This window comes from Dorea sp. AF36-15AT, from assembly GCF_003477705.1.
GTDB classification, from domain to species: Bacteria; Bacillota; Clostridia; order Lachnospirales; family Lachnospiraceae; genus Claveliimonas; species Claveliimonas ammoniilytica.
The window spans coordinates 362,133-375,419 of the sequence record NZ_QUDV01000001.1 but is presented as its reverse complement, the minus strand read 5'-3'; the positions used below and the strand labels follow the sequence as shown (position 1 = coordinate 375,419).

General features: G+C 43.4%; 10 protein-coding genes. 1 reads left to right on the top strand and 9 read right to left on the bottom strand.

Annotated elements, in window-relative coordinates; genetic code table 11:
* Window positions 1-93: 93 nt before the first annotated feature.
* Complete coding sequence (locus DWZ93_RS01660; RefSeq protein ID WP_118451819.1) at window positions 94-1,266, top strand: ribose-phosphate pyrophosphokinase; 1,173 nt, start codon at window positions 94-96, stop codon at window positions 1,264-1,266.
* Between the two features lie 84 nt (window positions 1,267-1,350).
* On the opposite strand, the gene DWZ93_RS01655 is transcribed toward DWZ93_RS01660, so the two are convergent.
* From DWZ93_RS01655 to DWZ93_RS01615, 9 genes are all read right to left on the bottom strand, one after another.
* Window positions 1,351-2,802 carry a polysaccharide deacetylase family protein gene (locus tag DWZ93_RS01655; protein WP_118451818.1) on the bottom strand — a complete coding sequence of 484 codons (1,452 nt, stop codon included), beginning with the start codon at window positions 2,800-2,802 and terminating at the stop codon, window positions 1,351-1,353.
* 178 nt (window positions 2,803-2,980) lie between these two features.
* Window positions 2,981-4,144, bottom strand: a complete 1,164-nt coding sequence (locus tag DWZ93_RS01650) for a phosphoglycerate dehydrogenase (protein WP_118451817.1) — start codon at window positions 4,142-4,144, stop codon at window positions 2,981-2,983.
* Complete coding sequence (gene serC / locus DWZ93_RS01645; protein ID WP_118451816.1) at window positions 4,144-5,226, bottom strand: 3-phosphoserine/phosphohydroxythreonine transaminase; 1,083 nt, start codon at window positions 5,224-5,226, stop codon at window positions 4,144-4,146. Before serC ends, DWZ93_RS01650 begins: the two co-directional genes overlap by 1 nt.
* Window positions 5,227-5,242: 16 nt before the next feature.
* A complete protein-coding gene (ilvB, locus tag DWZ93_RS01640; RefSeq protein WP_118451815.1) occupies window positions 5,243-6,919 on the bottom strand; it encodes a biosynthetic-type acetolactate synthase large subunit in 1,677 nt (558 codons plus the stop codon).
* Between the two features lie 22 nt (window positions 6,920-6,941).
* The gene (ilvD, locus tag DWZ93_RS01635) at window positions 6,942-8,615 is read right to left on the bottom strand and encodes a dihydroxy-acid dehydratase (protein WP_118451814.1); all 1,674 of its coding nucleotides are present in this window, start codon (window positions 8,613-8,615) and stop codon (window positions 6,942-6,944) included.
* A 22-nt stretch (window positions 8,616-8,637) separates the two neighbouring features.
* On the bottom strand, window positions 8,638-9,723 hold the full coding sequence (gene leuB / locus DWZ93_RS01630) for a 3-isopropylmalate dehydrogenase (protein WP_118384240.1): 1,086 nt from the start codon (window positions 9,721-9,723) through the stop codon (window positions 8,638-8,640).
* Between the two features lie 155 nt (window positions 9,724-9,878).
* On the bottom strand, window positions 9,879-10,181 hold the full coding sequence (yajC, locus tag DWZ93_RS01625; protein WP_118451813.1) for a preprotein translocase subunit YajC: 303 nt from the start codon (window positions 10,179-10,181) through the stop codon (window positions 9,879-9,881).
* 126 nt (window positions 10,182-10,307) lie between these two features.
* Window positions 10,308-11,441 (bottom strand): tRNA guanosine(34) transglycosylase Tgt, encoded by a 1,134-nt coding sequence (tgt, locus tag DWZ93_RS01620; RefSeq protein ID WP_118451812.1) that lies wholly within the window; start codon window positions 11,439-11,441, stop codon window positions 10,308-10,310.
* An 84-nt stretch (window positions 11,442-11,525) separates the two neighbouring features.
* Window positions 11,526-13,211 (bottom strand): L,D-transpeptidase family protein, encoded by a 1,686-nt coding sequence (locus DWZ93_RS01615; protein ID WP_118451811.1) that lies wholly within the window; start codon window positions 13,209-13,211, stop codon window positions 11,526-11,528.
* Window positions 13,212-13,287 lie beyond the last annotated feature (76 nt).

Sequence of the window (13,287 nt, the reverse complement as noted above, 5' to 3'; positions counted from 1 at the left end):
CACATTTCTTCAGAATTGGTTGACCTTTTTATAAGAAAAGTGATATAAGTAATATGTAGGCACTATAAACTTATCAAATGTTAGGAGACACAAATGACAAATATCAAATATCTTGAGCAGTCTTTACCTGTAGCTCCACTTAAGATTGCTGCACTAGAAAGCTGCAGAGGACTGGGAGAAAAAGTAAACGATCATATTGTTAATTTCCGTAAGGAGGCACGGACAGAGATCCTGAATTCTCCTCTTTTTGCCAATTATCATTCCGACAATTTCCTGATTGACTGCAAATGCCCACGTTTTGGAAGCGGCGAGGCTAAAGGTTATATCGGCGAATCCATCCGTGGTTCTGATCTGTTCTTAATGGTAGATGTGTGCAATTACAATCTGACCTATACGGTTAACGGTTTTCAGAATCACATGTCACCAGACGATCACTATCAGGATCTGAAGCGTATCATCTCAGCAGCTCAGGGAAAAGCTCACCGTGTCTCTGTTATTATGCCGTTCCTGTATGAAAGCCGCCAGCACAAGCGTACCAAGCGTGAATCACTGGACTGTGCACTGGCTATGCAGGAACTGGTAGATATGGGCGTAGAGAATATCATTACCTTTGATGCTCACGATCCCCGTGTACAGAATTCAATTCCGTTGATCGGCTTTGATAATTTTTCACCACAGTATCAGTTCATGAAGGCTCTGCTCCGCGCAGTACCTGATCTGATCATTGACAAAGACCATCTGATGATCGTAAGTCCGGATGAAGGAGCTATGCACCGTGCCGTATACCTGTCCAACGTACTTGGGGTAGACATGGGCATGTTCTATAAACGCCGTGATTACTCTACTATCGTAAATGGCAAGAATCCGATCGTTGCTCATGAGTTCCTTGGTTCTGACCTGAGAGGTAAAGATCTGATCGTTATTGACGATATGATCTCTTCCGGCGACAGTATGCTGGACGTAGCCAAACAGTTAAAAGCGCGAGGCGCAGGACGCGTGTTCGTATGCACTACTTTCGGACTCTTTACAGACGGATTCGCTCACTTTGACGAATATTATGAAAAAGGATATATCAATAAAGTTGTAACCACCAACCTGACCTATCTCCCACCGGAGGTAAATGACAAACCTTACTTCGCTATCGCTGACATGAGCAAATTCATCGCACTGATCATTGAGTCACTGAATCACGACAAATCCATCAGTAATGTACTGAATCCTACAGACAAGATTCACGCACTGTTGGAAAAACGTAAAAATCAATAATTCCAAGAATTAACGCCCGGTCGGTTATTCACCGATCGGGCGTTTTATCATGCATAATCATCTACACTCAGACATCATATCCTGCTATTTATTAAAATCTGTATACACTTTTCCATTCTCAAGTATAATGTCACGAGCTTCCGCCATTTCCGATACTGTCACAAGCTGATATCCATTCTCAATCAACTTTGGTATCAACTGCAAAGCCGCATCTACTGTTGAACTGTGAATATCATGCATCAATATGACATCTCCATCATCCGCTGTATTCAATACACAATCAATCGTGCTCTGTGTATCCTTGGTCTTCCAGTCAAGCGTATCAATGTTCCACAGAATCATCGGCATACCGACTGCCGCTTTCACCTGATCATTAACTGCTCCATATGGTGGTCTGAGAACCGTAGCCGGCTGACCACATGCCTGTTTCAGAAGCTCATTGGTCTTTGCCACCTGCGATGCTCCACCATCTGCTTCTCCGGTAAGCTGCGGATGATCATAAGAATGATTACCGATCTCACAGCCAATCTCCTTCATTCTCTCCACGTCATCAGCATATTTGCTCACGTGAATGCCCTGCATAAAGAATGTCGCATGCGCATCGTATTTCTCCAGCATATCCAGAAGCTCATGCGTCCGTTCTCCCGGGCCATCGTCAAAAGTCAATGCCATCATTGGCTTATCCGGATCGATCTTCATTTCCTTAGACTGTAATTTGCCATCCTTTCCGAATACACATTTATCAGAACCTACCCGTTGCTTTCCGGTAAGCATGATGCCGTCTGCATCAAAATAATAAGTATCGTCTCCCAGTTTCATCCAACCCGTCATCGCTGAGCCATTCTCTGTAAGATAATATGTATGATCTCCATCTTTCTTCCATTCGGAAGATTCCATTGCTCCTTTTTTTGTGAAGAAGTACTTTTTACCGTTAATCTCCTGCCATCCGCTGACTTTTTTCCCATCACTGCCGAAATAATAAGTTTTCCCTTTGGATACTACAAAATCATTCTCTACATAACTTCCATCGTATTTCTGAAACTTGTTGCCTTTCCATTTACCGATTTTATTCTTAACTGTCAGATATCCTTTTGTAACAACTATATTCGCTTTTCCGTCCCAGTCAGACTCTAACTTCTTAGACAATTCCTTAGAAAGAATCAGCTTAATCGGGAATTTTCCTTCCTTTGTTCCGTCTGCATCACACTCAATGGAATAATCTTTTCCGCTGTTCAGTTCCTTCAACAGATCCTTTACTGTATAACCTTTATCTTTATCCAGAACCTTCTTTTCCTTCTTTTCCTCACAGCTTGCTGATGCGGTTAATGTCGGTACTTTTTCATCCTGCATGATCGACTGATTATCTGCCTGTAAAGTGATCTGTGCAATACGACTTTTCCCTACTGCCCGAACTACCTGAAATGCTACTATTATCATCAAAAACAGGCTTCCTGCGGCCATGATTCTTCGTATCTGTCTTCTGCGTTGTATTTGTTTTAACCGTCTCTTTCTATTAGAGAGTCTGTCATTATTCATCCGTAAACCCCTCATTCTTCTTCTGTACACACACTACCGAAAGTATAACACCCCTCTCTCGTGTACACAAGAAAGGGGTGTCGTTTTTTCAAGAATTAAGAATTACAGTATTACTTTCTTAACTAATTCATAATAATCGTAACAATTCTGTAAAACCGTCATTTATTATAATTACATACTAATTCAAAATACGTACACGAAGGATACCATCAATTGCCTCCAGATCTTGCTTCACAGATTCCGGAATGTCAGAATCCACATCGATCATGGTATATGCATAACTGCCTTTACTCTTATTGGACATGTCTGCAATATTCATATTATCCTTTGCCAGAACCCCTGTAATCTGACCGATCATATTCGGAATATTGTGGTGAAGAAGTGTAATTCTCTTGTTATCTCCCGGGTATCCCATATCGCAGTTTGGATAATTGACAGAGTTTTTAATATTACCATATTCCAGATAATTACGCATCTCTTTGACTGCCATCTTCGCACAATTTTCTTCTGCCTCTGCTGTAGAAGCTCCCAGATGCGGAATGACAATAGCTCCCTTTACACCTGCGATCTCTGGTGTTGGGAAGTCAGTCACGTAATGCTTAATCTTACCGGATACCAATCCATCTACCACAGCTTCACTGTTCACCAGCACATCTCTGGCAAAGTTCAGTACAACCACGCCATCTTTCATCAAACCGATAGCATCTGCATCGATCATGCCCTTTGTAGTGTCAAGTGCCGGTACATGAATCGTAATATAATCACATTCACTGTAAATCTCATCCACAGTTCTTGCATGATGGATTCCTCTGGAAATCTTCCATGCAGACTCCACTGACAGATATGGATCATAACCATACACATCCATTCCCAGATGCTGTGCTGCGTTGGCTACCAGTACACCGATGGCTCCAAGACCGATTACACCAAGTTTCTTTCCTTCCAGCTCGCAACCCGCAAAAGCTTTCTTTGCTTTTTCGGCATCTTTGGCAATATTACCGTCTTCTTCATTTTCCTGTACCCAGTTAATACCACCCAAAATATCTCTGGATGCCAAGAGCATGCCTGCAATAACCAATTCCTTTACACCATTCGCATTAGCTCCCGGTGTATTAAACACTACGATTCCCTCTTCTGCGCAGCGATCCAGTGGAATATTATTCACACCGGCTCCTGCTCGCGCAATCACCTTCAGGTTCTTGCCAAATTCCAGTTCGTGAAGTGCTGCACTTCTTACCAGAATTCCATCCGCATCCTTAGCATCACTGACTGGTACAAAATCTTCACTGAGATTCGCCAGTCCACATTCTGCAATTGCATTAAAACAATAATATTTGTACATTACAGATTTGCCTCCTCAAATTTCTTCATAAATGTCACCAGTGCTTCAACACCTTCATATGGCATCGCATTGTAGATACTTGCACGCATACCACCTACAGTTCTGTGGCCTTTCAGGTTCTCCAAACCGGCTTCTTTCGCTTCTTTTACGAATTTGGCATCCAGTTCTTTATCCCCTGTCACAAATGGTACATTCATCAGTGAGCGATCTTTCTTTTCAACCGTTCCTTTGAACAGACGACTTTCATCCAGATAATCATAGAGAAGTTTTGCTTTCTTCTCATTGCGTTCTTTCATTGCTTCCAGACCGCCCTGTTTTTTCAGCCATTTAAATACCTTGCCACAGATATAAATGCCATAAGCCGGCGGTGTATTATAGAGTGATCCGGCATCTGCATGTGTTTTATATTTTAACATAGTCGGTGTACCTTCCAGTACATCATCAGAGATCAGATCCTCTCGGATGATCACGATCACAACACCTGCAGGTCCGATATTCTTCTGCACGCCACCATAAATAATGCCATATTTGCTTACATCTACCGGCTCTGACAAGAAGCAGGAAGATACATCAGATACCAGGATCTTACCCTTGGTGTTTGGAAGCTCTTTGTATTTCGTTCCGTATATTGTGTTATTTTCGCAGATATACACATAGTCTGCATTCTCTGAGATTGGCAGATCAGAGCAATCCGGAATATAGGAAAATGTCTTATCCTCGGAAGTTGCAATCTTATTCGCCTTACCATACTTCTGAGCTTCCTGCCATGCTTTTTTCGCCCACTGTCCGGTTACGATATAATCTGCTTCTCCGTGTTTCATAAGATTCATAGGAATCATCGCAAACTGCTGCGATGCTCCTCCCTGCAGGAACAGTACTTTGTAGTTATCCGGAATATTCATAAGTTCTCTCAGATCTGCCTCAGCAGTGTCGATAATCTCCTGGAAGGCCTGCGAGCGGTGACTCATTTCCATTACCGACATTCCTGTTCCGTTGTAATCCATCATTTCTGCTGCTGCTTCGCTCAGAACCTCTTCCGGCAGTACTGCCGGGCCTGCTGAAAAATTGTACACTCTGCTCATCTTTGTATCCTCCGTTTTACTTATTATTTAAATCGTGTTCATCGAACGCTTCACTGATTGCGGCTCCCGGTGCAACCATTGGCCACACCTTCTCATCCGAATCAATCTGACAATCGATAACCACAGGTTTACCAAGTTGTAGTGCCTTTGCAAATGTCTCCTGAAATTCTTCTCTGGAAGTTGCACGGAATCCTGCAGCTCCCATTGCTTCTGCCAGCTTTACAAAGTCAACTGCATCATTCAGTACCGTAGCTGAATATCTCTGTCCGTAGAACAGATCCTGCCACTGACGTACCATACCAAGTACATGGTTATTGACAACCACCTGAATGATCGGGATATTATGTCTGACCGCTGTTGCGATCTCATTCATATTCATACGGAAACATCCGTCTCCTGCCACATTGACAACCACTTTGTCCGGACGTCCCATCTTGGCACCAAGTGATGCACCAAGTCCATATCCCATGGTTCCAAGCCCACCGGATGTCAACAATGTACGCGGCTCTGTATATTTATAAAACTGCGCTGCCCACATCTGGTTCTGTCCAACCTCTGTGACAATAATTGCTTTACCTTCCGTCTGACGGTAGATTTCTTCTACCACATATGGACCTGTCAATCCTTCCGGATGGTAAGTAAGCGGATATTTCTCTTTATAATCGCGGATTTTCGCAATCCAATCTGCATGATCCTGCTGCTCCAGTTCTTTATTAATCTGACTGAGTACCACTTTCAGATCTCCGATCACGCCTTCATCAATCAATACGTTTTTATTCATTTCAGCCGCATCTACATCAAACTGAAGGATTTTGGCATGGCTTGCAAATTTCTTAGCATTGCCTGTAACACGATCGCTGAATCTCGCTCCAAGTACGATCAGGAGGTCACATTCACTGACGCCGTAGTTGGAAGTCTTCGTGCCATGCATGCCAAGCATACCTGTGTACAAATCATCCGTACCAGGAAATGCACCTTTTCCCATCAAAGAATCGGTAACCGGCGCATCCACTTTCTTAACAAACTCATACAATTCTTTGGAAGCTCCGGATAATACCGCACCTCCGCCTACAAATATGTATGGCTTCCTGGATTCACGAATCATAGCCAGTGCATGATCCAGATCTTCTCTGCAGATATCTTCTGACGGCTGTACCGGTGTAATCTTCTCAGGTACATATTCTGTCTTATTTGCTGTAACATCCTTCGGGATATCAATCAATACCGGACCCGGACGTCCTGTCTGTGCGATTACGAACGCTTTACGGATTGTATCTGCCAGATCATTGACATCCTTTACGATATAATTGTGTTTGGTAATCGGCATTGTAATACCGGCAATATCGATCTCCTGAAAACTGTCCTTTCCAAGAAGTGCTACACCCACATTACAGGTAATTGCCACTACCGGAATAGAATCCATATAAGCGGTTGCGATACCGGTAACCAGGTTGGTCGCTCCCGGTCCACTGGTTGCAAAGCATACTCCCACTTTGCCGGTAGCTCTTGCATATCCATCTGCCGCATGTGCTGCTCCCTGTTCATGGGATGTCAGGATATGAGTGATCTCATCACTGTGTTTATATAATTCATCGTATACATTCAAAATCGCTCCGCCCGGATAACCGAACACAGTATCTACGCCCTGTTCTTTCAGGCATTCGATTACGATTTCTGCTCCTGTCAACTGCATATTTAATCCTCTCTGTATATCACTATTTATTCTTAGGTACTTCCAGTACTGCGCCACGATTGCCTGATGTAACCATCGCAGCATATCTTGCAAGATATCCTGTTGTTACCTTAGGTTCTCTAGGTGTCCAGTTCTTTCTTCTCTCTTCCAACACTTCATCCGATACATCAAGCTGAAGCGTAAGCTCCGGAATATTGATCTTAATAATATCTCCTTCTTCTACCAGCGCGATTGGTCCGCCTACAGCAGCCTCCGGCGATACGTGACCGATAGAAGCTCCTCTGGATGCTCCGCTGAATCGTCCGTCTGTGATCAGTGCCACACTTGAGCCAAGTCCCATACCTGCAATGGCTGAAGTTGGATTCAGCATCTCACGCATACCAGGACCTCCCTTTGGTCCTTCGTAACGGATTACAACCACATCACCTGCTACGATCTTGCCACCCTTGATTGCTGCAATCGCATCTTCTTCACACTCAAATACTCTTGCAGGACCTTCGTGTACCAGCATTTCATCTACAACCGCAGAACGCTTTACAACACTTCCGTCTGGCGCAAGATTACCCTTAAGAACTGCAAGTCCACCAGTCTTAGAATACGGATTCTCTACCGGACGGATAACTTCTGGATTCAGGTTCGCTGCATACTCAATATTCTCTCCTACAGTCTTACCTGTAACTGTCATACACTCCTTATGGATCAGTCCAAGTTTATCCAGTTCTTTCATAACTGCATAGACACCACCGGCTTCATTCAGATCTTCCATATAGGTTGGACCTGCCGGTGCAAGGTGGCAGAGGTTTGGAGTCTTCTCGCTGATTCCATTTGCGAAATCAATCTCAAAGTCCATACCGATCTCATGTGCGATTGCCGGAAGATGCAGCATACTGTTGGTAGAGCATCCCAATGCCATATCTACTGTCAGCGCATTTAGGATTGCATCCTTTGTCATAATATCTCTTGGACGAATGTTCTTCTCCCACATTTCCATAACTTTCATACCTGCATGTTTTGCAAGACGGATTCTCTCAGAATATACTGCCGGAATCGTACCATTTCCACGAAGTCCCATTCCAAGTACCTCTGTCAGACAATTCATGCTGTTAGCTGTATACATACCAGAACATGATCCACAGGTAGGACAGGTCTTGTTCTCAAATTCAAGCAGGCCTTCATCAGAAAGTGTACCTGCGGCATTAGCTCCTACTGCCTCAAACATACTGGAAAGACTGGTCTTTTTACCCTGCACGCGTCCGGCAAGCATCGGTCCGCCACTGACAAATACAGTCGGCACATTCACTCTTGCTGCCGCCATCAGAAGTCCCGGCACATTCTTATCACAGTTCGGTACCATAACCAGAGCATCAAATTGATGAGCCATAGCCATAGCCTCTGTAGAGTCCGCGATCAGATCCCTTGTTACCAGAGAGTATTTCATACCAATGTGTCCCATAGCAATTCCGTCACAGACAGCAATCGCCGGAAATACAATTGGTGTTCCTCCTGCCATTGCTACGCCCTGCTTTACAGCGTTCACGATCTTATCCAGATTCATATGTCCCGGAACGATCTCATTATAAGAGCTTACGATACCGACCAATGGTCTCTCCATCTCTTCTTTTGTCAATCCTAGTGCGTTAAAAAGTGAGCGATGCGGTGCCTGCTGTTTTCCCTTTGTAACTGTATCACTTCTCATTTTATCTTCCTCCTGTAACCTGTTATTTGATATATCCTGCAATCAGATCGCCCATTTCCACAGTGCCGATCTGCTTTTTACCTTCTGACATAATATCAATCGTACGATATCCATCTTTCAATACCTGAGATACCGCCTGTTCGATCGCATCTGCTTCCTTATCCAGATCAAAACTGAAACGAAGCATCATTGCTGCTGAAAGAATGGTAGCAATCGGATTTGCAATGCCTTTGCCTGCAATATCCGGTGCAGAACCGCCGCTTGGCTCATAGAGACCAAACTTCGTTTCATTCAGGCTCGCGCTTGCCAGCATTCCGATTGAACCGGTCACCATACTTGCTTCATCAGAAAGAATATCTCCGAACATATTCTCTGTCAGGATAACATCAAACTGTTTCGGATCACGTACCAGCTGCATTGCACAGTTATCTACCAGCATATGCTCCAACGTAACTTCCGGGTAATCCTCAGCTACTTCTTCAACAACCTTTCTCCATAATCTGGAAGAATCCAGCACGTTTGCCTTGTCTACGCTTGTTACTTTCTTTCTACGCTTCATCGCAATATCGAAACCTCTTTTTGCAATGCGGCGGATCTCATTTTCATTATATGTAAGGGAATCATATGCCTTCAGTACTCCGTCTTCTTCTACTGTCTTACGCTCACCGAAGTACAATCCACCAGTCAGTTCACGCATGATCATCATATCAAAGCCGCCTTCTGTGATCTCTTCTTTTAATGGGCAGGCTCCTTTCAGTTCATCATACAACACTGCCGGTCTCAGATTGGCAAAAAGATTCAATGCTTTTCTGATCTTAAGAAGTCCTGCTTCCGGACGCTTTGATGGCTCCAGTTTATACCATGGTGATGTCTTAGCATCTCCTCCGATAGATCCCATCAACACTGCATCGCATGCTTTTGCTGTCTCTACTGTCTCGTCCGTCAGTGGAATTCCGTGTACATCAATAGATGCTCCCCCCATCAGAAGCTGTTCATACTCACAGGTATGACCATATACCTCTCCTACTTTATCCAGGACTTTCATAGCCTCTGTTACTATCTCCGGACCGATTCCGTCCCCTTTAATCACACCAATTTTCAGGTTCATATGATCCTTCCTTTCATCCCAATATCTACAGTTATGTCTGTTTTATCTTTTATATTATCGTATTTTTATATTGCTTTCAACCCTTCATGGTTTAAAAACGCAAAAAAATGGAGTGTCCTCTGTTTTAAACAGAGAACACTCCATTCCTTTTGCTCTTATTCAGCGTCCGGCTTCTCAACCTGAACGATTGCTGATTTCTGCATTGGGATACGACAGTTCTTGTTGCTTCCGAATTCTACGATCACATCATCGTCTGTGATATCAATGATCACACCATAAAATCCGCTTGTTGTAAGAACAGTATCTCCAACTTCCAGTTCTGAAAGCAACTGTGTAAGTCTCTTCTGCTCCTTTTTCTGTGGTCTCATAAGGAACCACCAAAACACACCGATAATAACTGCATAGATAAGAATCAGTCCAAGTGGGCTGTTAGCTAATCCTGATGCTAATGTAAACATAATCTATTCCTCCTGCCATCTTGATAAAAAAACACTATTGCTATCATACACAATTTTCTGCTATTCATCAAGGTTTTTTTCTATTTCTTTATAAGCTCTTTATAATCTTCCGCTATTATACATAAATTAATCTTCCGGCGTTTCAAATCCCCTCAGTGTCTCTTCTTTATATTCCTTATAACGTCCTGCATCAATCGCATCTCTGATCTCTTCCATAAGGTGATTATAGAAATACAGATTATGAAGTACGCAGAGACGCATTCCCAGCATCTCTTTTGCCTTCAGAAGATGACGGATATATGCTCTGGAATACATCTGACAAGCCGGACAGCCGCAGCCATCCTCAATCGGTCTGTCATCCAGCTCAAATCTGGCATTAAACAGATTCAGCTTACCATGTTTGGTATATACATGTCCATGCCGCCCATTACGGCTCGGATATACGCAGTCGAAGAAGTCTACGCCACGATCTACCGCTTCCAGAATATTGGCCGGTGTTCCAACACCCATCAGATAGGTCGGTTTATTCTCTGGCAGATGCGGCACCACCTCATCCAGAATTCGGTACATATCTTCATGAGATTCTCCAACTGCCAGACCTCCAACTGCATAACCGTCCAGATCCAATTTGGAAATCTCATCAGCATGGGCAACACGAATATCTTCGTAAATACCGCCCTGATTGATACCAAATAACATCTGATGCTTATTGATTGTATCCGGCAGACTATTCAGGCGATCCATCTCTGCCTTACAACGCTTCAGCCATCTGGTGGTACGGTCTACCGACTTCTGCATATAATCACGGTCTGCAACACTGGATGGGCATTCATCAAATGCCATTGCGATCGTAGATGCAAGATTAGACTGGATCTGCATACTCTCTTCCGGTCCCATGAATATCTTATGACCATCAATGTGTGACTGGAAATATACACCTTCTTCTTTTATCTTACGAAGTCCTGCCAGTGAAAACACCTGGAATCCACCAGAATCTGTAAGAATCGGCTTGTCCCACACCATGAATTTGTGCAGACCTCCCATTTTCTTCACTACCTGATCACCAGGTCTTACATGCAGATGATAAGTATTAGAAAGTTCTACCTTTGTACCGATCTGCTGCAAATCAGCCGTAGATACCGCACCTTTGATAGCCGCCGCTGTACCTACATTCATAAACACCGGTGTCTCTATATCACCGTGTACGGTATGCAGACGCCCACGCTTGGCCCTGCCGTCTTTTTTCAATAATTCGTACATACTTTTATTCCTTTCATTCTCTTATTGCGCGATACATAGAATACGCGCCCCGGTTCTCACCGAAACGCGTTTCACTGGTTCTGATTAATAATGACAGATTATAGGTGTTCCCGCCTGAATAAGATTATACAATTCACCAGCTGATGCCGGAGGCATATTCACACATCCATGAGAACCATATGTCTGATAACGCACGCCTCCAAAAGCAGACTGCCATGACGCATCATGAAATCCAATACCACCATTAAATGGCATCCAGTAATCTACCGGTGACTCATACTCATAGGTTCCGTCTTCCAGCTTCTTTCCTCGTAACACCTGATTCTGCTGCTTGTAATACAGAGAATACATTCCCTGTGGTGTTGCATTACCTTTATTCGGATTACCGGTCACGATATCACACTGCATAGCAATCTGACCATTCTGGATAAAATACATATGCTGTGCTGTCAGATCCACCTCTGCATACGTAGTACCCCAATCATTAGCATCATGTGTTGCTGCACGGCTGGAATAATTTGGTTCTCTGGTCACGGTCTCTGCATCCTGGATATTGGTGATCAATGCATTGTACTCTGCATCCTGATCGATCTTCCAGCCATAACCACCACCTTCTACCTGTACGACATTACCTGTTGCAGTAGTAAAATTTCTTGTCTTGCCAACTGTATCATACTTTGCAGCAAGATCTGCTATGTACTGCTTAACCGCATCCTGATTAAAGGCTACCTGCATATTATCATCTACTGTAATCCACTGAGAGATTACCGAACTGTCCACGACCTCTGTGTTCGGAGAAAAGTCCAGTGTAATATTCGCTCCCAGTTCGCTGTTCATCTTCTCGCATGCCTTCGCGACTTCCGGTGAATCTTTCGTATATTTTGGCAGAATATAGCAGTCTTCCTTCATCAGATCAACCTCTGACTGAAACCCATTGATCGCTTTTGTAACGGTCTCTGCAAATTTATCCTTGTCGATTGCCGTTCCGATCTGCTCTGCGGCTACTTCAAACTTCTCACCTGTAAATTCCGGCTTTGCAGATACAGACGGTATCTGATTCTCTTCTGCCATGCAATCCAGATTCTCAATTACTTTAGCAAGCTTATCTCTATCATATTTCACGCCTACAGACGATTCAATATTCTGTTGCTTCCAGAGTCCTGTAATCCAAAGTAATGGGTTCTGCTTCTTGATCAGCTTTTCAACAGAATCATCAGCAACATACTCAATATCAATATCACTTCCACTAATCGTCTCTGTATCGCCATCAGATTCTTTCATCCTTAATGCATATCCTTTGACTTCTTCCTTCATATGAGCCTGTACCTGCTCCGCACTGCTCAGTGAAAAGCCCACTCCGTTTACCTTCGTATTTGGGAAAAAATGGAAACTAAAATAAACTGACACTGCACCATATAACGCTATCAAGACCAAGAGCACAATTAAAATAATGCGTCTTCTGCGCTTCTTTTTACGATGCTTTTCAATAAGTTCATCACCCTCAATGATCTTATCATCCTCTTCATCCGGAAGATCGTCATCCAAATCGTCTATTTCATCATAATCCAGATCATCGTCCTGATCCGAATCTGACTGATCATCATCCAGTTCTAATTCCGACTCTTCATACTCCTCTTCAACATCAGAATCATCTACTTCTTCATCATTCAGAAGTCCTGACAACAGTTCTTCATCATCGATAATCTCGATATCATCCCCGGCGATAGAAGAAAAGTTGTTCTTTTTATTCTTCTTTTTCTTATCTCGCATGTATCATATACTCCTCACAATTATAAATACAAACCCAATTATAATACGGTAATTTCCAAAAGTACAGTAGAATTTA

What these genes read in the sequence shown, in the direction of transcription:
- DWZ93_RS01660 (WP_118451819.1), top strand. Translation starts at nt 94, where the DNA reads ATGACAAATATCAAATATCTTGAGCAGTCTTTACCTGTAGCTCCACTT.
- DWZ93_RS01655 (WP_118451818.1), bottom strand. Translation starts at nt 2,802, where the DNA reads ATGAATAATGACAGACTCTCTAATAGAAAGAGACGGTTAAAACAAATA.
- DWZ93_RS01650 (WP_118451817.1), bottom strand. Translation starts at nt 4,144, where the DNA reads ATGTACAAATATTATTGTTTTAATGCAATTGCAGAATGTGGACTGGCG.
- serC (WP_118451816.1), bottom strand. Translation starts at nt 5,226, where the DNA reads ATGAGCAGAGTGTACAATTTTTCAGCAGGCCCGGCAGTACTGCCGGAA.
- ilvB (WP_118451815.1), bottom strand. Translation starts at nt 6,919, where the DNA reads ATGCAGTTGACAGGAGCAGAAATCGTAATCGAATGCCTGAAAGAACAG.
- ilvD (WP_118451814.1), bottom strand. Translation starts at nt 8,615, where the DNA reads ATGAGAAGTGATACAGTTACAAAGGGAAAACAGCAGGCACCGCATCGC.
- leuB (WP_118384240.1), bottom strand. Translation starts at nt 9,723, where the DNA reads ATGAACCTGAAAATTGGTGTGATTAAAGGGGACGGAATCGGTCCGGAG.
- yajC (WP_118451813.1), bottom strand. Translation starts at nt 10,181, where the DNA reads ATGTTTACATTAGCATCAGGATTAGCTAACAGCCCACTTGGACTGATT.
- tgt (WP_118451812.1), bottom strand. Translation starts at nt 11,441, where the DNA reads ATGTACGAATTATTGAAAAAAGACGGCAGGGCCAAGCGTGGGCGTCTG.
- DWZ93_RS01615 (WP_118451811.1), bottom strand. Translation starts at nt 13,211, where the DNA reads ATGCGAGATAAGAAAAAGAAGAATAAAAAGAACAACTTTTCTTCTATC.